The 19,477-nt window shown below is 61.1% G+C and carries 20 protein-coding genes and 1 riboswitch; of the genes, 2 read left to right on the top strand and 18 right to left on the bottom strand.

All coding sequences use genetic code 11. The features are described from left to right. Nucleotides 1-29: 29 nt before the first annotated feature. The 4 genes from AC2FIM_RS05090 to AC2FIM_RS05075 all read right to left on the bottom strand — a co-directional run bounded on the left by AC2FIM_RS05090 (nucleotide 30) and on the right by AC2FIM_RS05075 (nucleotide 4,908). Nucleotides 30-1,400: a tetratricopeptide repeat protein gene (locus AC2FIM_RS05090; RefSeq protein ID WP_496677945.1), complete on the bottom strand. Its 1,371-nt coding sequence runs from the start codon at nucleotides 1,398-1,400 to the stop codon at nucleotides 30-32. A gap of 181 nt (nucleotides 1,401-1,581) precedes the next feature. Continuing rightward, entirely contained in the window at nucleotides 1,582-2,766 is a 1,185-nt protein-coding gene (locus AC2FIM_RS05085; protein WP_142632866.1) for a CaiB/BaiF CoA transferase family protein, read from the bottom strand. Further along, nucleotides 2,753-4,372, bottom strand: a complete 1,620-nt coding sequence (locus AC2FIM_RS05080) for a thiamine pyrophosphate-binding protein (protein ID WP_496731796.1) — start codon at nucleotides 4,370-4,372, stop codon at nucleotides 2,753-2,755. Before AC2FIM_RS05080 ends, AC2FIM_RS05085 begins: the two co-directional genes overlap by 14 nt. A 77-nt stretch (nucleotides 4,373-4,449) precedes the next feature. Beyond that, complete coding sequence (locus tag AC2FIM_RS05075; protein ID WP_496677942.1) at nucleotides 4,450-4,908, bottom strand: DUF302 domain-containing protein; 459 nt, start codon at nucleotides 4,906-4,908, stop codon at nucleotides 4,450-4,452. Nucleotides 4,909-4,976: 68 nt separating this feature from the next. Here AC2FIM_RS05075 and AC2FIM_RS05070 point away from each other — a divergent pair, with 68 nt between their 5' ends. After that, the gene (locus AC2FIM_RS05070; protein ID WP_496677940.1) at nucleotides 4,977-5,390 is read left to right on the top strand and encodes a DUF1636 family protein; all 414 of its coding nucleotides are present in this window, start codon (nucleotides 4,977-4,979) and stop codon (nucleotides 5,388-5,390) included. On the opposite strand, the gene AC2FIM_RS05065 is transcribed toward AC2FIM_RS05070, so the two are convergent. From AC2FIM_RS05065 to cbiE, 9 genes are all read right to left on the bottom strand, one after another. Further along, nucleotides 5,387-5,881: a hypothetical protein gene (locus AC2FIM_RS05065; RefSeq protein WP_496677939.1), complete on the bottom strand. Its 495-nt coding sequence runs from the start codon at nucleotides 5,879-5,881 to the stop codon at nucleotides 5,387-5,389. The two genes, AC2FIM_RS05070 and AC2FIM_RS05065, sit on opposite strands and share 4 nt — an antisense overlap. Nucleotides 5,882-5,947: 66 nt before the next feature. Further along, complete coding sequence (locus AC2FIM_RS05060; RefSeq protein WP_142632874.1) at nucleotides 5,948-6,646, bottom strand: CbtA family protein; 699 nt, start codon at nucleotides 6,644-6,646, stop codon at nucleotides 5,948-5,950. A gap of 4 nt (nucleotides 6,647-6,650) precedes the next feature. Next, a complete protein-coding gene (locus AC2FIM_RS05055) occupies nucleotides 6,651-6,821 on the bottom strand; it encodes a CbtB domain-containing protein (protein WP_142632876.1) in 171 nt (56 codons plus the stop codon). Nucleotides 6,822-6,858: 37 nt separating this feature from the next. Then, nucleotides 6,859-7,067, bottom strand: a riboswitch (cobalamin riboswitch). A 43-nt stretch (nucleotides 7,068-7,110) separates the two neighbouring features. After that, entirely contained in the window at nucleotides 7,111-7,854 is a 744-nt protein-coding gene (gene cobF / locus AC2FIM_RS05050; RefSeq protein ID WP_271947970.1) for a precorrin-6A synthase (deacetylating), read from the bottom strand. Then, complete coding sequence (gene cobA / locus AC2FIM_RS05045) at nucleotides 7,847-8,575, bottom strand: uroporphyrinogen-III C-methyltransferase (protein ID WP_271947968.1); 729 nt, start codon at nucleotides 8,573-8,575, stop codon at nucleotides 7,847-7,849. The genes cobF and cobA overlap by 8 nt, the downstream gene beginning before the upstream one ends. Beyond that, nucleotides 8,572-9,894 carry a cobyrinic acid a,c-diamide synthase CobB gene (locus AC2FIM_RS05040; protein WP_271947966.1) on the bottom strand — a complete coding sequence of 441 codons (1,323 nt, stop codon included), beginning with the start codon at nucleotides 9,892-9,894 and terminating at the stop codon, nucleotides 8,572-8,574. Before AC2FIM_RS05040 ends, cobA begins: the two co-directional genes overlap by 4 nt. After that, on the bottom strand, nucleotides 9,881-10,675 hold the full coding sequence (cobM, locus tag AC2FIM_RS05035; protein WP_271947964.1) for a precorrin-4 C(11)-methyltransferase: 795 nt from the start codon (nucleotides 10,673-10,675) through the stop codon (nucleotides 9,881-9,883). Before cobM ends, AC2FIM_RS05040 begins: the two co-directional genes overlap by 14 nt. Continuing rightward, the gene (locus AC2FIM_RS05030) at nucleotides 10,672-11,040 is read right to left on the bottom strand and encodes a cobalamin biosynthesis protein (protein ID WP_271948085.1); all 369 of its coding nucleotides are present in this window, start codon (nucleotides 11,038-11,040) and stop codon (nucleotides 10,672-10,674) included. The genes cobM and AC2FIM_RS05030 overlap by 4 nt, the downstream gene beginning before the upstream one ends. After that, on the bottom strand, nucleotides 11,037-12,236 hold the full coding sequence (gene cbiE, locus AC2FIM_RS05025; RefSeq protein ID WP_271947962.1) for a precorrin-6y C5,15-methyltransferase (decarboxylating) subunit CbiE: 1,200 nt from the start codon (nucleotides 12,234-12,236) through the stop codon (nucleotides 11,037-11,039). The genes AC2FIM_RS05030 and cbiE overlap by 4 nt, the downstream gene beginning before the upstream one ends. On the opposite strand from cbiE, the gene AC2FIM_RS05020 reads away from it, so the two are divergent. Then, complete coding sequence (locus AC2FIM_RS05020) at nucleotides 12,235-12,984, top strand: cobalt-precorrin-6A reductase (protein ID WP_271947960.1); 750 nt, start codon at nucleotides 12,235-12,237, stop codon at nucleotides 12,982-12,984. The two genes, cbiE and AC2FIM_RS05020, sit on opposite strands and share 2 nt — an antisense overlap. On the opposite strand, the gene cobJ is transcribed toward AC2FIM_RS05020, so the two are convergent. Genes cobJ through cobN form a run of 5 tightly spaced genes read right to left on the bottom strand, consistent with a single transcriptional unit; the run spans nucleotide 12,957 to nucleotide 19,477 of the window. Continuing rightward, nucleotides 12,957-13,709, bottom strand: coding sequence for a precorrin-3B C(17)-methyltransferase (gene cobJ / locus AC2FIM_RS05015; RefSeq protein WP_271947958.1), 753 nt, complete (start codon nucleotides 13,707-13,709; stop codon nucleotides 12,957-12,959). The genes AC2FIM_RS05020 and cobJ overlap by 28 nt on opposite strands. Then, a complete protein-coding gene (locus tag AC2FIM_RS05010) occupies nucleotides 13,706-14,434 on the bottom strand; it encodes a precorrin-2 C(20)-methyltransferase (RefSeq protein ID WP_496688603.1) in 729 nt (242 codons plus the stop codon). Before AC2FIM_RS05010 ends, cobJ begins: the two co-directional genes overlap by 4 nt. Further along, the gene (locus tag AC2FIM_RS05005) at nucleotides 14,431-15,060 is read right to left on the bottom strand and encodes a precorrin-8X methylmutase (RefSeq protein ID WP_496707892.1); all 630 of its coding nucleotides are present in this window, start codon (nucleotides 15,058-15,060) and stop codon (nucleotides 14,431-14,433) included. The genes AC2FIM_RS05010 and AC2FIM_RS05005 overlap by 4 nt, the downstream gene beginning before the upstream one ends. Next, nucleotides 15,060-16,187: a precorrin-3B synthase gene (gene cobG / locus AC2FIM_RS05000; protein WP_496677936.1), complete on the bottom strand. Its 1,128-nt coding sequence runs from the start codon at nucleotides 16,185-16,187 to the stop codon at nucleotides 15,060-15,062. The genes AC2FIM_RS05005 and cobG overlap by 1 nt, the downstream gene beginning before the upstream one ends. Next, entirely contained in the window at nucleotides 16,184-19,477 is a 3,294-nt protein-coding gene (cobN, locus tag AC2FIM_RS04995) for a cobaltochelatase subunit CobN (RefSeq protein WP_271947951.1), read from the bottom strand. Before cobN ends, cobG begins: the two co-directional genes overlap by 4 nt.

The raw sequence follows: 19,477 nt of genomic DNA, 5'->3' as shown, positions 1-19,477 counted from the left end.
TTCTGTCCTTCTTCAGTCTTTTTGTTTTGTTATTCTGCCGGAACGCTTTGTGCGTCTTGGTTATCGCGGGCCGCATCGATCAATGCGCGGCGCGCCATAGCATAATTGTCCTCACCCCCGGCCCGCTTGGCACGGCGGTCGTCTAGAATGCGCTCGACAGCATCCAAACGGCCGGCACGCAGGCCGGAATCAATAGTGATGCGCTCGAATACATCACGTTGGGCGTGGCTACCACCGGCCAGTTGCATTCCGTCCCGTGCATTCGACAGGAAATCAAATGCTTCGCCGTAAAGGCCGTCGCCAAAAGCCTCAAGCCCTTTGGCTGCGGCAATACCGGGATCCGACATCCGGATCGGAGTGTCGCCCTGATTGCGCTGGGCATCTTTCTGGATGCGCTGCAGCATTTTGCCGGTCGCTTCGGTCCGGTTGTCGCCGGTCAGGGCCAGCAGATAGTGAAGATCGGCGAAGATCAGGCAGCCATCTTCGGTCCGGGCGGCGCTGAGGTCGGCCAGTTCCTCCCAGCGGTTTCCAACTTTGACGCCCTCAAGCTCGAGCCGGGACAAAAGCGACGTGGCATTCGATATGTCACGGTAATCGTCGGTTTTGTCCTGCCGGACATACTGGTCATACAGTTCCATAACCTGATCGACCTGACCCAGGTCCAGATGCATCAGCGCCTTGTGCCACCAGACATGATAGCGAAAGTTGTTGCAATGCGCCCAGGCATCCTCGCGTCCGGCCAGCCAATCAAGACCTTGCTGCGCATTGCCGGTCATCTCGTGCACATGGGCCACTGCGTGCAGACCCCAGGCATCATCCGACACCATCCACAGTGCCTGACGTCCGGCGATTTCGGCTTTTTCATAGGCCCCGGTTTCCTCAAGCGCGAAGGAATGGCACCCCAGAAGATATCCGCGACCGGCGTGGTCGGGTTCATAAGCGGGCAGGACACGTTCGATCGACCGTCGCATACCAGCGGCATCTCCCAAGACAAACCGTGTTGCGTGGCTGAGTTTCATCGCCAGCGAGTCCTGTGGGTGTAGGCGCAAAATTTCTTCAAACTTCTGGATTGCATGTGAGGGCAGGTCGGACAGGTAAAGGGCCAACGCGTCGACATAAAGCCGCTCGCGCTCAGTTACCGGTTGGCGATCCATAGCGGTGTTGGCAGCATTCAACGCTTCCGCTGCAACTGGCATCATCTCGCGCCGACCCAGCAAGACCAGGAACAGGCCTTTGATGGCGTGACCAAGCGCGAATTCGGGCTCAAGCTCTAGCACTTTGCCCAGATGCTGGGGTGTGACAGCTGAATGCGCCATGAAACCAAGCAGAACACCATTCCACGCCTCGACACTGGCCGAATGGCAAAGAGTGTTCATCTGTCCGAAAACATCTTGTTTCATGCGCGGGATCCAATCCATTTGCGATTTATTACTTTATTCGATTTAGCAGAGAGTCAGGCGGGGTCGTATCAGTATCGGCCCTGCTCTCGAATTGGTGAAAAGCTGTGTGTGGAAAACGTGAAAAAATCCGCCGATTCAACGGCATGTTTCAGCAATATGCCGCCTAGTAAGGCATTGTGTTTCAATCTTCAAATGGGTTCTTCGCGTTCAAGACTGCTGCAGTGTCCGCTCCGAACTGTGGCGGAGCCGTCCGGTAGGTAACCGGTGTCCGCGACAATTTCAGCGGGTTTCCGATCAGTTTTACCTCGGCCGGGGCAGCCTGCATCGCGATCTGCATTTGCCGCGCCGCGACCTGCTCGGTGTCAAAAACCTGATCCAGGGTCTGGACCGGCCCAACTGGTACTTTGCGTGCCTCAAGTTCTGCGATGACGGTTGTTGTGTCATATGACTGAACCGCAGGGCGCAATAGGGCGTTCAACGCATCCCGGTTTTCCAGCCGCGCCGGATTCGTCGCAAAGCGGACGTCATCCGCCAGATCAGGTTGGTCGATGAATTCGCAGAACCGGCGGAACTGACTGTCATTACCTACAGCAAGGATCACATGGCCATCAGCGGTTTCGTAAACGTCATATGGAACGATATTTGGATGACCATTCCCACGGCGTTGTGGCACATTGCCGGATGTCAGATAATTCACGCCTTCATTGATCAGCCACGCAATCTGGGAATCGACCAGAGCCAGATCAATTTGCTGTCCCTCTCCGGTCTGGTCCCGATGGCGCAATGCTGCCAAAATGCCAACGCAGGCATACATACCGCACATGACATCAGCGATACCAACTCCAACTTTCATCGGCGCCCCTTGGGGATCGCCGGTCAGAGACATGACACCGCCATAGCCCTGCGCCATCAGATCATATCCGGGCTTTGATGCGTTAGGCCCATCCTGCCCGTAGCCTGAGATCGAACAATAGACGAGGCTAGGGAATTCCTGCGAGAGCGATTTGTAATCCAGCCCGTATTTCGCAAGCCCGCCGGGTTTGAAATTCTCGATCAGGATGTCCGCAAACGAGGCCAGCCGCCGAATTTCCGCCTGACCTTCGGGTGTGGTGATGTCGATGGCGACCGATTTCTTGTTGCGGTTGGCTGACATGAAATAGGCACTAAGATCCGATGGAACCCCGTCGGCATCAGCGACATAGGGTGGGCCCCACTGGCGCGTGTCGTCCCCTTTAGTGGCAGGGTTTTCGATCTTGATAACGCTGGCACCCAAATCGCCCAGCAACTGTGTGCAGGTCGGTCCGGCCAGAATGCGGGACAGGTCCAGAACCTTGACGCCCTTCAGCGGTCCTTCAGATCCGGCCATCATATCCTCCGCGGTCAATCTCAGCAGCGATTACGGTGAACCTATCAGACTTGGTTGCCGCTTCCAGAGCATCCCTCAGTTCGGCGCGGGTGCGCACCGTGTGACCATTCCCACCGAAGGCCCGGCCCATAGCTGCAAAGTCGTGGCGGTCGAAATCGACGCCTACGTTCCCCATTTGCCGCTGACGCTGTTTCAATTCGATCAGGGCAAGGCTGGCGTCGACGAACACCAGGAAAATCGGGTTACCACCCATCTCGGCAACGGTCGACAGTTCTCCGGCGACCATCAGGAACCCGGCATCGCCGGAAAAGCTGATGACCGGGCGCGTGGGTTCGGCCAGTTTCAGCCCGATGGCCATTGGCAGAGCGCAGCCCATGGTGCAGAGCGCTGAAGATTGGATCAGCCCGCGTTCTTCGGAACATCCCCACATCTGGCTGAGAAGGATGCGATGTGCGCCACTGTCAGCGGTGGCCAATGTCTCGGCAGGAAGAACCGCGCGGGTTTCCGCAATTACCGCGGCGGGACCCCATACGTCATCAGTAGGGAAGGCTCGCGCCAGGGCGGCCCGAACCTGTTCGGGCTCACCGCCGGGCCAGGTGGCGCGGGCAGGGTTGCCCTTTGCAACGGCCTCGAGGGTCGCGCCGGTATCAGCCACCAGGTTCAACCCGGCCTGATGCATGTAGTGATCGTTCGGAACCGCCGAAATGTCGATGACGCGCTTTTCTTCGGGGTCCCATATCTCGCGCCAGCCAGGGCGCATTTCGATCGGGTCATAGCCCAGACACAACACCAGATCGGCCTGTTCAACCAGCGGCACCAGATGGGTGTCAGCAAGCGGCGACAGGCCCGCGCCGCCAAGGCACAGTGGATGATCCTCGGGAACCACGCCCTTGGCCTTGTAGGTTGTCACAAAAGGAATGCCAAAATGTTCAAGGAACGCCTGCACCACATTGCGTGAGTCGTCGTATAGAACATCCAGGCCGATAATCGCGATGGGCCGTTCGGCCTGTGCCACCCAGCGGCGGGCTTTTTCAACGCAATCCCCCTCGGGCGCGACGGCGGCAGGTTTGACAAGACGGCGGCGTTTGACATCGGTCACAGGCGCATCCGCAACCGAAATCGGCACGTCGATATGCACCGGCCCTGGGCGCGGCTGACTGGCGAGCGACACCGCTTTGTCTGCGATAACATCCGCGCCTTTGGCGGTCAGCATGAATGTCCCTTTGGTGATCGAGCGATAGACCCGTGCGTGATCCATGACCTGATGGGTGTATGTCAGCGCCTCATCTGCGTCGACACAGCCGGTCAGCACGATCATTGGCACCCGGTCCTGCAACGCATTGGCGACCACATTGATCCCGTTCATCGCGCCTGGACCGAGTGTGGCCACCAGAATGGCCGGGGCACCGTCGCGGTGATGCACCGCCTCGGCCATAAAGCCAGCCGCGTTCTCGTGTTTGGTCAGGTGAAAGGTTATTCCCGCCTTTTCCAACGCATCCACTAGGGTCAGCACCTCGCCACCTGGCATGCCAAAAGCGTGGCGGCAGCCAGCCTCATAAAGCCGTTGGGCCAGAATGTCCGCAGCGCGGGGCGACGAGTCCTGCATCAGTAAAGCTCCGAAAACTGTTTCAACGCAGATTGCGGAGGACAGACCCGGACGCAAGGCGCATCACGCCAGTGTGACTATTTGACAGCGGCTTCGGCCACGATCTGAAAGGTGTCATCCAATTCCTGGGCAATGTCCCTCAGGGGGTCTCCTCCCTCATAGATATAGGGCGCGAATACAAAGCTGGGCGTTTTATAGGACAGGGTGGCGGTGCCGTCCTCGTTTTCAGTCACGTAAAACCGGATCGGTGCTTCGATCATTGCGCGCACCGAGGTTTCCAGCACGCGCACCGCATAGTCATTGTTGAAGGCGCCGATCACCAGATTGCCTGGGATTGTAATCCCCCGCGCGGCGGCGGCTTTGGTGGGGCCGGCCTGCGTGACCACGATCAGACCGTTTGCCTTAACCGCCGATTTGGTGTCCGAGACTAATTCACTATAGCTTTTGCCCGTTGGATACACGGCCCATCCCGAGAGCGGTTCGTCGGCCCAGGCGGGCAGAGCCAGCAGGGCGAAGACAGTCCAAAGCAGTTTCATCCAGAGGCCTCCTTTTAAGGTGTCTGCAGGAATCTTGCCAGAAATGTGAGAACGTCGCACTCACAATCTTGTGCGCATTCGGGATTGCGCCGCGCCGCTTAAAGCCGCAGAAACGGGCGCAGGACGAAGGGAAAGGTCTGGATCGGATGCGCCTGATGATCTGCAAAACCTGTGGCACCGCACGCGATCGGGCGGCCGAGGTGCAGGCTGTGAAGGACGCACTGAAAAGGGCTGGATTGACGGATCAGGTCGAATTGAGCGAACACGCCTGTTTCAGCAGCTGCGCGGAACCCACGGCGCTGGCTATACAGGCGCAGGGGCGCGCATCTTATGTGTTTTCGGGAGTCGATGTGGCGGCGGATGCTGCGGATATCGCTGAAACTTGCCGTACTTACCTGAACAGCCCGCAGGGCTGGATTGAAGACGCCCGACCCTGCGGGCGGCTTCGGATGTGTTTGCGTGCGCGTATTCCGGCGCTTTAATCGACCTGAACCGTAGCCGCAGCACGAACCGGCACGTTATCGACCGAAAGCGGGCTATGGCTGTTGGAATTCAGCGAAACCGAAACCTCGACCTCGCCTTTGGGCAACTGATCAATGTGCATCCAACTGCCGTAAAGCCGGGCGAGCTTTTCTCCGTTGATGTAAACATGCGCGTGCCCTTCGCCCACCATGTCTGCGGTCGATGCGTTCTGCGGTGCGAAGGTAAAGTTTTTTGGCATGACATGCAGGTTCCAGCCAGACATAGGATCCTGTGTCAGAGCGATGTCCAGTGTAGGTGCATCTGTGCCTGCCGGTAGGTTCAGGGCCGTGGAATGATCGTGGGCCATGGTCTCAGTGTGTGAGGCTCCGTGAAGAGACGGATCAGAATGGTCGTGGCCATCAAATGTGACGCCATTTGCAGCAGCAATTACAAATCCTGCACCGCCGCCAAAGACCAGACCGATCACGAATAGAGCAAGTGAACGGGTCATTGTATTTCCTTGAAAACATAGGGAAACGCGCCAAGTTTACACCCGGCGCGTTCATTCGAAGTGCGATCAGGCCGTTGCTTCGGAAGGTTGCGCTTCTTTCTGCCAGAAATAGCCAGCGAACGCGCCAACCAGAACCCATGCAACCAGACCGATTCCAAAAGCTCGTGCCGCGAACAATGCGCCAATTTCAGTCGGCACAGGGCCGGTGAAAACATCGGGCTCGGGTGCACCGATAAGATGTGGCACCAACAGAAGTACTGCGGCGATCACATAGCTGATCAGGTTACCTCCAAAGGCGATCAACCACATGGCGACAAGGGCTGCTGCAACCGTTGCGAACCACCAGACCTGACGTGCATAGACATCGGCTGCTGCGACACCCGGCACTTCGGGCGCCAGGGTGAAACCTGGTGCAAGGTGGAAGGCGATAAATCCGGCCAACCCCCAAAGAACGCCGGTCCGGCCATCAATCTGATGCCCTTGACCTTCGGCTACCGACATCAGCGCAACCATCACCAGCGCATAGCCGGTATAGGTCAGCATGGTAAAGATGACACTCAGCGCATCACGCGTCAGTTCAGAGAACATGCGCGGCAGCTCGGGATGAGCCGATACGGTCTCGCCCCCGAAATGCACCAGCTCTCCGGATTCATAAAGCTCGGCATGCAACAATACTGGTTGCACAAATACCAACTGCAGCAAGGCGGCAATCAGCCCCGCTGCAGCACCAGCGAACAACGCGCTGGTCAATATACGACTGAACACGGTCTTAGTGGCAGGGGAAGCCGGTCGCGTGACGCACGTCATGCGCTGCATCATGTAGGGCCGCTGCCTGAACGTGACCGGTCAGCGTGATGAGGCCCAGACCCAGAACCACTGCAAACATGACCGGAACAAAGCCTGTACGCGCGGCGGATGCTGTTTTCGTTTGTGTTGCCATTTTGTATTCTCCTCTGCCGCCGCACCCGACGGCCGGTGTTTCGTTTTTGCGCCTGGCAGGTCTCCTGGCTTGCGGGTCGATGCCTCTGTTCGCCTTCCCCCCGGATAACCGGGAGTGGCTGGTTGAACAGGGGCTCTCCGCTTACAGTCGCGGGGGCGGCTTTGGAGTTGACCACCGAGGCAGTCGCACCAAATTCCCTCTTAGCATCCGGATTTCTCCGGCAGGACCAGACACCCCCATTTAGCCGCTATAGCTGTGGCGGTGCAATCATCATTTGCGACGTATTGTGTCAGATTATGCGCTTTTTCAGCAAATAAATATCCATGATCCAACCATGGTCGGCACGGGCATGGGCGCGGCGGTCCAGAATCTGCTGCGCAACCTCGGCCAAAGGGCCTTTGATCAGGATTTCCTCTTTCATGCCGACATATGCGCCCCACCAAATGTCCAAGTCTTCCATGTCCAGGTTTTGGAATGAACATTCGCCATCCAGCATCACCGCCACGTTTTCTGCGGTTTCCGGCCATCCTTCTTCCCGGATGCGACGACCAGTTGTTACGATATAGGGCGCGCCCAGTTCGTTGATCGGAATCGCATGGGCCGCCGTCAGCGCTTGCAGCGCGGTGATGCCGGGAATCACCCGTGTTTCTGGCTGAGGGGTCAAACGTGCCGCGATTCGCAGCGAACTGTCATACAGCGACGGATCCCCCCAGATCAGCAGCGCCACATGGCGGGCCTTCGGGTGGGCTGCGATGGCCTCCTGCCAGCGCAATGCAATCGCATCGTGCCATTCGTCCACTCCGCGTAAATAGCCATCATCGGCACGGCGTTTGGGAATGTCGAAATACGCGATTTGCGGAAGAGTATCCGCGACCTGAGCGATGATCTGCTCGCGCAGCCCTGCCAGATCGGCCTTGTTTTCGCCCTTGCGGGGGATCAGGATCAGGTCCGCCGAACGGATCGCCTGCGCCCCTTGAAATGTCACATGATCCGGGTTGCCGGTGCCAATACCGATCAGCGTCAGGTCAATCATTTTCGAACTCTGCCAGAGGTCCATACAGGATCAGGGCCGGGGCGGTGCCGATCTCGGTTTCCAACTGCTGCGACAAGGCACCGATGGTCGAGCGTTGCAGCTTTTGGTCGGGGGTCGAGACGGATTCGGCCATCAAAGCAGGTGTATCCAGCGAAAGGCCGTGGGAATGTAAGGCCCTGACCAAAAGGGGAAAGGTGCGCTTGCCCATAAACACGACGGTCGTAGCCTGTGGATCAGCCAGTGCTGCCAGGTTCAGATCTTCGGGCAGTTTGCCACTGACATCGTGGCCGGTGACGAATTGCACGCGCCGCGCGGTCAGTCGCCGGGTCAGCGGAATGCCCGCCGCTGCCGCCGCCGCTACCGCCGAGGGGATGCCGGGGATGATTTCATAGTCGATCCCGGCCTCTTGCAGGGCCACCAGTTCTTCTTCAAGCCGGCCGAACATGCCGCCATCACCGGATTTCAACCGCACAACATGCTGACCGGTTTGTGCATATTCGACCAACAAGCGGCTGACGTGATCCTGCTTGGGCGAGGGGCGCCCGGCGCGTTTGCCGACACCAACCAGATCAGCATCCTCACGCGCGTGGCTCAGGATCGGGCCACTGCTGAGGTCATCAAACAGCACCGCATCGGCTTTCTGCATCCTGTCTACCGCCTTCAGTGTCAGCAATTCCGGGTCGCCGGGGCCTGAACCGATGAAGGACACAAAACCACTCATGCCGAGGCCTCGGCGATCAGATGAAAGAATGTCCCGGTGACATTGTTTCGCACCGATCCGGTTTGCGGGCCTTCCGCGCCTTCGGCGTCGAACACGCGCGCCAGCGGGGCGTCAGGCTGTTCGATGATCGAGGAATAGTGGAACTCATGCCCGCGTAGCGCTGTGCCTTCGGCAAATCCGGCCATTGGGGCCAATAATTCCGCCTTGCGATAACCCAGGTTGAACTTGCGCTTTTCATAGGAGGTCACAAGGCCCAGAAGGCCCGCCATTTCGTGCCGGGCACCCTCTTTGTCGATCAACGCCTGACCCAGCGCCATGTAGCCCCCGCATTCGCCATGCACAGGTCTTGTCTCGGCATGTTTGCGCAGCCCAGTCTGGAAGGTGTTGGCGGCGGCCAATGTGGCTGCGTGCAACTCGGGATACCCACCCGGCAGCCAGACCAGATCGGCATCCGGGGCAGGGGCTTCATTCGCCAGCGGTGAAAACGGTAGGATTTCTGCACCCGCCGTGCGCCAGCCTTCCAGCAAATGCGGATAGGTGAACGAAAACGCAGCATCCCGCGCCAGTGCGATCCGCTGCGCCGGAGGGCGGGGTAGCACGGCTGACGATGGCCTATTTGGGCTTGAGGAAGCCGCCCGCTTGATCGCCTCCAGATCGACATGTTCACGCAGGAACGCAGCATAGCCGACAATGGCGCTTTCCAGATCGGGATGTTCCACCGCCTGGATCAAACCTAAGTGCCGCTCGGGAAGTGTCAGGTCTCCGCGTCGTGGCAGAACGCCCAGAACCGGCAGGCCTGCACGTTCCATACCCAACCGGGTCAGACGCTCGTGACGCGGGCTGGCGCAGCGGTTCAAAATTACCCCGGCAAAGGGCAGGCCGGGGTTGTACATCCGAAACCCCAGCGCCGTGGCTGCAGCTGATTGCGCCTGACCGCCGACATCCAGAACCAACACCACAGGCCAGCCCATACGCTGCGCAGTTTCCGCGCTAGATCCATGGCCAATCTCACCGGGTTTGGCGACACCGTCGAACAGACCCATCGATCCTTCGGCTACGACGATATCCGCGCCGTCAGCCTGTGCCGATATTGCGTTCAGCAGAGGATCGCCCATCGCCCAGCTGTCCAGATTGAACGAGGCGCGCCCAGCCGCCGCCCGGTGAAAGGCCGGGTCGATATAGTCAGGGCCGCTTTTGAATGGTTGGACGGTCAGGCCATCCTCGGCCAGCGCACGCAGCAGGCCCAGCATCACGGTGGTCTTGCCAGTCCCCGAAGACGGTGCCGAAATCAGAATACCCGGAGGGTTAGTCATCACCATGGCTCCAGCTTGACCAAGGGCTGTCCGCGCTTTGCGGGCGATACCGGCGGTCGTAATCCTTTGAATACAGGCAGCTTTCGTCGAATCCTTCGCCAGCCAGTGCCGGGCCAACCATGATCAGCGCAGTGCGCGAGATGCTCTCGTCCAACGCGTCTTTTAGGGTTGCCAGCGTCGCACGGATGATCCGCTCATCGGGCCAGCTGGCACGATAGACAACGGCCACTGGGCAGTCGGCCCCATAGGCAGGTGTCAGATCGGCGATCACCGTACCCAGATTGCCGATCGACAGGTGGATGGCCAGCGTCGCCCCGGTACGGGCAAAATTCGCCAACGTCTCGCCCTCGGGCATCGACGATGCGCGTCCCGGTGTCCGGGTCAGGACCACTGATTGCGCAAGTCCGGGCAGGGTCAGTTCCGTGCCCAGTGATGCGGCCGCAGCGGCAAAAGACGGCACGCCAGGGGTCACGCTGACCGGGATGCCCAGCTCTTTCAGGCGGCGGATCTGCTCGCCCATCGCGGACCAGACCGACAGGTCGCCGGAATGCAGTCGCGCAACATCCAGACCGGCCTGATGTGCGGTTGCGATTTCGGCCATGATCTGGTCCAGATCCATCGCCGCCGTGTTCACGATCTTGGCGTCGTCGGGGCAATGGTCCAGAATTTCCTCTGGCACCAGCGAACCCGCATACAGGCAGACCGGGCAAGCGGCGATGATATCGCGCCCGCGCAGGGTCAGCAGGTCGGCGGCGCCCGGTCCGGCGCCAATGAAATGAACGGTCATGTCTGTCCTCCGATGGCGATGGCGCAGGTGGCCAGCCGGTCGTCTGAAATCTGTCGGGGTGAGATCAGCCGCGCACCAGGTCCGGCGGCGGCAAGGGCGGTCGCTTCGGCAACGCTGCCGGTGCCATAGGTGGCGCGGCTGCGGGTCGAGCAGGTGAGGGTGCGCTGCCCGGCCAGATCGGCGGGGGCAATGAAATGCAGCGGCAGGGCAATGGTCGAGGCAAAATCTGTCAGCGCGGCGTGACCTTCCTTGTCGGCAACTGTGGCCAGCGCGTCCACAGCGTGGCCGGCACTCGCCTGATCATAGGCGGCGCGCAGGCTGTCCAGCGTAGCGGTCGAGGAAAATCCGATGCCTGCGACGATCATAACGTGACGCTCCATTGCACAACCGGATAGGCCGATTTCCAACCGCGCCGTGGCCCCAGGGCCGAAGCCTGTGCCAATTCGATCCGCAGCAGCTCACCGCCCAGCTTATCCTGCCATTGCGCCAGCAGCGCTTCGCTCTCCAGCGTCACCGCGTTGGCCACCAGCCGCGTGCCGGAGGGCAGGGTTGTATGCAGCCATTGCAACAGCTCACTGCTCAGCCCGCCGCCAATGAACACGACATCGGGTAGGGGCAGGCCGTTCAGCGCATCCGGGGCGGTGCCGTGCACCACCTGCAGCCGGTCTTGACCCAGCGCGTCGGCATTTCGGCGAATGCGCTCGGCGCGGTCTTCGCGGGGTTCGATCGTTGTGGCGCTGAGCGTTGGATCACACATCAGCCATTCGATGCTGATTGACCCGGTGCCGCCGCCAATGTCCCACAGATGCTCGTCCCGCTGCGGGGCCAGCGCCGAAAGGGTCAGCGCACGGATAGGGCGTTTGGTGATCTGGCCGTCGGTCTCAAAAATCTCATCCGGTTTGCCAGAGGCGCGTGGAAAGGCCTGCCCGCCGCCAGCAACCTCGAGCCCGACGCAGACCGGGTGATCGAACCCACCCAGCAGCGCCTCGGTCAGCGAGACACTGCGCGCCCGTTCGCGCGGGCCACCCAGGGCCTCCATCACATGTAGGTGTGTGTCGGCAAAGCCGGTGTCAGTCAGATAGGTGGCAAGTTCCGTCACGGCCTTACCATCGCGCAACAGCAGAATTGCGCGCAGGCCGGGGGCCAGATGCGGGCGCAGCCGGGTCAGCGGGGCCGCGTGCAGACCAAATGTCTGCGTGCTTTCCAGCGGCCAGCCCAACCGCGCAGCGGCCAGCGAAAAAGTGGATTGGCCGGGTAGGGCGGCCCATTCCCCGGCTTCGAAATTCCGCGCGATCACGGATCCGGCGCCGAACCAGAACGGATCGCCCGAGGCCAGAACCACGGTTGATCGCCCGCGAAAACCGGTCAGGATCGGCAGACCATCGGCAAAGGGCACAGGCCATTCCACCTGCTGGGCTCCGAAATCGGGAACCAAGGACAGGTGTCGCGGTGGCCCCATGATGATTTCAGCGCGTTCCAGCACTTGACGGCTTGCGGGGGGCAAGCCATCCAGTCCATCTTCGCCCAAACCCAAAACGGTCAGCCACGGAGCTTCAGACATGTCCAACCTCCTGATATTGGGCGGCACGACCGAGGCCAACGCGCTGGCAAAAGCCATTGCCGACCGGGGTATTCCCGCGACCTACTCCTATGCAGGACGCGTGGACAACCCGCGCCCGCAAGCCCTGCCGGTGCGTGTTGGTGGGTTCGGTGGGGCCGAAGGGCTGGTGAAATATATCCATGACCACAGCATAAGCCACGTTATCGACGCGACCCACCCGTTTGCTGCCGGGATGAGCCGTAACGCGATTGAGGCCTGCCATGCGGCGCAGATTCCACTTGTTGCGCTGACACGGCCCGAATGGGCACCGCAGCCCGGTGACACCTGGCTGCGCGTCCCGGATATCGCCGCAGCGGTGGCCGCTTTGTCCGGTAATCCGCAGCGCGTGTTTCTTGCGGTCGGGCGCATGCATCTCGAAGATTTCGTCAGCCAGCCCCAGAACCATTACCTGTTGCGGCTGGTGGATGAACCCGATGTCCTGCCCTTGCCGAATTGCGAGGTTGTCGTGGCGCGCGGACCCTTTGCCGAGGCTGATGACCGGGCGTTGATGCAGCGCCACGGCACGCAACTGGTGGTATCCAAGAACGCGGGCGGCGCCGGCGCGCGCGCCAAGCTGGACGCCGCGCGGGCGCTGGACATACCGGTGTTGATGATCGACCGTCCAGCCCTGCCGCAGCGGCTGGAACTGTCGAGCGTTCCGCAGGTTCTGGACTGGCTGGCTCATTCCGGGGTGAACCTCGGCGTATAGACGATCGGGTCACCGGCGCGTTCTATCACGCGGGTCAGCGATGAGCCGACGATGACAACGGTCTGCATATCGGCCATATCAGGCGTGGCCTCGACCAAGGTTGAAATCCGGATTGCCTCATCCGCCCGGCTGACAGCGCGGGCGAACAGGATCAGCCGCTCGGGTTCACATTCTTCGCGCAGGATTTCCAGCGTTTTGACAAAGCCTTCGGGGCGGGATTTCGAGCGGGGGTTGTAAAACGCCATCGCGAAATCCGCTTGCGCGGCCAGACGCAGGCGCTTCTCAATCAGAGGCCAAGGTTTGAGGTTGTCACTCAGGTTGATGGTGCAGAAATCATGCCCAAGCGGGGCGCCAGCGCGGGCGGAGGCCGCAAGCATCGCGGTGATCCCGGGCAGCACCTCAACCGATAGGTCGCGCCATTCACGGGGGCCGTTCTCCAGCGCTTCGAACACCGCTGCTGCCATGGCAAATACGCCCGGATCGCCCGAGGATACGACCACTACGCGCTTCCCTTCGGCCGCCATTTGCAACGCATGCTGAGAGCGGTCGATCTCAACCCGGTTGTCGCTGGCATGCAGCGTCAGGCCGGGGCGTTCGGCGATGCGCGCGACGTAAGGAATGTAGCCGACGACATCCGTCGCCCCAGCCAGCGCAGCGGTCACTTCGGGCGTCACCAAAGCCTCGTTTCCTGGCCCGAGTCCTGCGATCTTGACCCAACCGCTCATGGCCGCCGCCCTTGTCCGTGAACGATGATGATCGAGAAATACGGAGTGATCCCCTCGCAATTTTCCGACAATTTGCACACGCGTTGATTGGGCATCTGAGCGTATTCCACGATCCAAGCACGGTCATACAAACCGGCCGTCTTCAGGGCCCGCTTCACTTTGTCGATATTGCGCCCGATCTTCATCACCACCAGCGCGTCGGTTTGGGCCATTCGGTGGGCCAGATCGTCTTCGGGCAATGTGCCGACCAGCACGGTCAATACGTCGTCTCCCCAGGTGATGGGGTCGCCGGTTGCGGTCCACGCGCCGGACATACCGGTGATCGCAGGCACGACTTCAACTTTAGCCTCGCTACGTAATCGATTGTAAAGATGCATGAATGATCCGTAGAAGAACGGATCACCCTCGCACAGGACCACCACGTCTTCGCCCTGATCCGACAGTGTCTTCAGATGCGCGGCACAATCTTCATAAAACGCCGAGAGCAGCTCATTGTACCGCGGATCACTCAATGGAATTTCTGTGGTCACGGGGTATTCCATCGGGAATTCCACCGCGCCTTCTGGGATCATGCCATTGACGATCTTGCGGGCCTGACCACTGCGACCCGGTTTGCGGAAAAAGGCCACGTGGCGGGCAGTGCGCAGTAGGCGGTCGGCCCGGACGCTCATAAGGTCCGGATCGCCTGGGCCGAGGCCCACGCCGTATATCTTGCCCGCGTTCATTCGGCGCGGCTCGCGATGGCGTTGATGGCTGCGACTGTGATGGCACTGCCGCCGAGGCGGCCCTTGACGATGCAGGACGGCACAGGCTGCGCCTCCCACAGAGCGTCTTTAGATTCGACCGCACCGACAAAGCCCACCGGGCAGCCGATGATGGCCGCAGGGCGCGGGCAGTCGGGGTCTTCCAGCATGTTCAGCAGGTGGAACAGCGCGGTGGGCGCATTACCGATGGCCACCACGGCGCCTTGCAGATGCGGGCGCCACAACTCCAGCGCAGCGGCGGACCGGGTGTTGCTCATCTCGGCAGCCAGCGGACGCACACGTTCGTCGTGCAGGGTGCAGATCACCTCGTTATCGGCGGGCAGGCGGAACCGGGTGACACCCTCGCTGACCATGCGGGCGTCGCACAGGATCGGTGCGCCGTCTTCCACCGCGGCACGGGCCGAGGTCACAAAACCGGTTGAGAAATGCACGAACTCTTCCAGCCCCACCATACCTGCCGCGTGGATCATCCGGACGGCGACCTGTTCCTCATCGGCGTCGAACCGTGCCAGATCGGCCTCGGACCGGATGGTGGCAAAGCTTTGTTTGTAGATCGCGGCGCCGTCGGTTTCGTATTCATAGGGCATCAGGTGAAGTCCATGGTCATAAGTGTTTCGGGGCTTAACCCGCGCAGGTTTGGCTCATCTCCCGCGCGGCCTTGTTTGACAAGATCAAATCGACCATCGTGGCCGACCAGGGTGACATCAGCTGGTCCCATGCGCGCGCATCCTTTGGCACAGCCCGAGACATGCAAGTGGCCGGGAATACGCGAGGCAAGCGCGCGGGCGATATCGCGGGTCTCCACCTGCGCCTGCGGGCAGAGCGGGGCGCCGGGGCAGGCGTCAGTGGTCATCAGCGGGTCGGTGCCATCGGTGACGAACGCTGGGGCGGGTATCGCCGCCCCGCCTTCCATCAGGAACAGCCGCCAAGGGGTGACCCGCAGCGCAGAGGCACCGCAGGTCTCAATCAGCCCCGCAAGCCCGCGCGCTGGCAACTGACCGAACGCGGCTCCGTAAAACGCACCCAGTTCCACGATGCCCGGCTCAGGCAGAGCGCCAACATCACCCGGTGCGCTGCCTTGGCATTCTGACGGCAAATCCTGTGTCGCAACCACGCGGGCCATGCGCCGGGCCTCGGGCGTGTGGTGATCCGCGAACCATTCGGCCAGCGCGATCAGGTGGTCGATGGCGATTTTTTCGGTCACGCGACGCCCTGTTTCGGCCCCATCAGCGCGTAGGATCAGCCCCTCGGGGCCTGTCTCCAGCCGGATATCCGCGGAATCCCCGACCAACAGGCGATTTGGTCCGGTGTCGATGGCAAACCCAAACTTGGCTGGTAGCGACGGCAATTCGCCCAACCGGTCGATCAGTTCCTGCGTCAGTCGTGCGGTAAGATCGCCGGATTGGTAGAGCGGTGTCACCAGAATATTGCGCCGCACCTCGATACCCGGTTCCGCATCCAAAAGGTTCAGCGCAGCGAGTTCTTCCAGCAAAGGTTGGTGATCGGCCTCGGCCACACCGCGCAGTTGCAGATTGGCGCGGTTGGTCAGGTCAATGGTGCCATTGCCGAACCGGTCGGCAAGTTCGCACAGGCCTAACATCTGCGCTGCCTCAAGGCGCGCCAGCCGCGGCCGAACCCGCACGACCAACCCGTCCCCCGACATCATCGGGCGATGGGCGCCGGGGCACCAGCCCTGAACGATCGGTGCACTCATCCCAACCCCTCCAGATCGGCTCGGATCGAGTTTCGGCGCGTGTTCCACAGGCCAGCCTCGAGCAGAGCACGGAACCGGTCCTGCATGGCCTGATGCGCCTGTGGGTTCTTCTCTTGCAGAAAGGCATCAACCTCGGCGTTACCCAGTGTGGCATCGTGGTAGATGTCAAACAGATGCGGTGCAACGGTTCCCGACAGATGGGCAAAGCTTGCCATATGATCCAGCGTTGCCGCGATCTCGGCGGCGCCGCGGAATCCGTGCCGTTGCATTCCTGCGATCCAGTCAGGATTAGCCGCGCGCGCGTGGACAACGCGGCTGATTTCCTCAGAGAGGGTTCGGGCGCGGGGGGTGTCTGGGTTGGTATTGTCCAGATGGTACAGCTGCGCAGTACCGCCAGTGACTTTCTTGGCGGCGGCAAAACCGGCCTCATGCGTGGCATAGTCATTGGCCAACAGCAGATCGGTTTCGGTCAGGTCCTGAAGGTGAACAAAGCTATCGGCGTGGGCAACGCGTTGGGTAATACCATCGACATCCCGTGCAATTTGCTCGCCCTCAAGCGCAAAGGAACTGGCATCCAGCCAAGCCTGACCGGCCTGTGCGCGCGCTTCGTCCGTATAGATTTCGGATAGCTGCGTCATGTTCAGGCCATAGCTGCCGGGGGCGGGGCCATAGACACGGGCGGCCGGTGCCTGCCCGGCATATGGGTTCCAGTCTGCTGCCTCGTCCCGTTCACACAATGCTCGCACTGCCTGGCCATACAGCGCAGAAAGCGTCGGGAATACATCGCGGAACAGGCCCGAGACACGCAAGGTCACGTCTAGCCGTGGACGGCTGAGATCAGTGATTGGCAGCACCTCGATACCGGAAACCCGCTCCGACCCCTTGTCCCAAACCGGTTTCACACCCAGTAGGTGAAGCGCCATGGCGAATTCTTCACCCGCAGTGCGCATCGTGGCCGAGCCCCAGAGGTCGACAATCAGCCCCTTGGGGTAATCGCCTTCTTCCTGCAGATGCCGTCGCACTAGTTCCTCGGCCAGTTTGACACCTTGGGTATAGGCCGCGCGTGTTGGAACCGAACGCGGATCGGTGGTGTAAAGATTTCGCCCTGTCGGCAGCACGTCCGAGCGCCCGCGATAGGGTGAGCCAGACGGGCCAGCCTCGATCCGTTTCCCGGCCAGTGCGTCCAAAAGTGATTGACGTTCCGCATGCGCCGAAGGCGTGGCATCAAAATTGCCGGTCACTTCGGGGACGCGGCCAAAGACGTGCAAGCCGTCACCGAACTGGCTTTCTTTGATGTCGCAGACAAATCGGTCGATACGGGTGATCGCTTCGGCGGTACAGGTTGCCTGATTCAGACCCAGATCGCTTTCCAGACCAATGGCCTGCGCCTCATCCCGTATGTCTTCTTGTAGTCGGTCGCGGCGTTTGGGGTCCAGCCCGTCGGCGTTCGAGAATTCGTCAAGCAGGGATTCCAGCCGCACCATACGGTCCGGCGTGTCACTTGTTCGCATCGGGGGCGGGATATGGCCCAGTGTAACCGCCCCGATCCGGCGCTTGGCCTGCGCGGCCTCGCCGGGGTCATTCACGATAAAGGGGTAGATCACCGGCAGATCTCGGACCAACGCCTCAGGCCAGCAGTTTTGGGACAGGGCGACCGATTTGCCTGGCAGCCATTCCAACGTGCCATGCGCGCCGATATGGATCAGCGCGTCCGCGCCATGCCCCTTACGCAGCCAGAGATAGAAGGCAACATAGCTGTGGCGCGGGGTGCGCGAAAGATCGTGATAGTCGTCATCGCGCAGCTCGGGTGTGCCGCGTTCCGGTTGCAGCGCGATCAGTGTCTTGCCCCGGTTCAAGGCGGTAAAGTGGAACGCACCATCGGCAAAAACCGGGTCGTCCTCAGGCTTGCCCCAAATGGATTGCAGATCCGTTTGCAACTGTTCCGGCAAGTCTGCCAGCGCGGTCTGATAGGCCGCGAGCGGCCAAGCCAGTCGCGCATCCAAAAGCGTCTCGGCTATCGGTTCGCCGGGTGCTGTATCATAGCCTTCAGCCTGCAGATCGGACAGCATCGCCTCGGCCGAGGCCAACGCATCCAGGCCAACCGCATGGGCCATCTGCCAGTCCTTGCCGGGATAAGTCGACAGCACCAACGCTGGAACCTGATCTGGCTTGGGTTTGTCGCTTAGGCGCAGCCAGCCGTCCACCCGATCAATGATCGCCTCAACCCGTTCCGGCTCGGGGCGGTGGGCAAAACGGGAATATTCCAGATACGGGTCGCGCTTGCCCGGTTCCTTGAACGAAGCGATGCCCGCCGAAATGCGGCCATCCACCTCGGGCAGGACCACATGCATTGCGAGGTCGGCGGGGGACAGCCCGCGTTCCGCATCGACCCAAGCCTTGCGGCGTGCGGTGGACAAGGCGACCTGAAATACCGGCACATTGGCGGCGTCCAGCGGGGACGTTCCCGAGGCGCCTTTGCCCGAAAAGGAGGTGGCGTTGATGATTGCCGAGGGGGCCAGCGCTACGACCTGTTCGCGCAGCCAGTCAGCGGCGGTAGGGGCTTTGAGCGACGGCGCAAATAGGCCAACAGCCTGAAACCCACGCGCACGCAGACGGTGGATCAGGGCCGCGACCGGGGCAGTGTCTGCCGAGGTCAGATAGGCGCGATAGAAGGTCACGAGGATGCGCTTGGCATCACCGGCGAATGCGGTATCCGCCGGGATCACACCGCGATCCGGGCACCATACGCCACATTCCGGGATCGTCTTGGCCCCCATCACCGGGCCAGAATAAAGCCCCGCGGCCAGTGCCATTTGCGCCAGCGCAGCCTGCGCTGCGACCTCACCGCCTGTGTCGCAAAGATGCGCCAGCCGCCGCAGGGTTGAAACGGGCAGGGTAGAATAGTCATCCAGGCGCGTATCTTCACGTCCATCCGCCGGCAGGACTGCCACAGCGATGCCTTTGGCGTGGGCCAGTGCCAGAACCTGCTGCAATCCGTAGGACCAGTAGGGCACGCCACCGATCAGGCGGATCAGAATGCCTTTGGCGCCCTCCAGCGTCTGCTCGACATAGGTGTCGACAGAAAGCGGGTGCTTCAGCGCCGTTAGATTGGCCAGCCGCAGGGTCGGCATCCGGCCTTCGGGTCCACCACCACGATGCCAGCCTGCCGCGAAAGCGCCAAGATCACTGTCGGAAAAGGACAGCACCACCAGATCCGCCGGGCTCTGGCCCAGATCGGTTGGGGTCTCCGTTTCCTCTAACCCGTGGCTTTCGCGGAAGACGACGTGCAT

This window comes from Ruegeria sp. CDSC052, from assembly GCF_059610685.1.
This window is presented reverse-complemented; position numbering and strand designations above follow the sequence as displayed.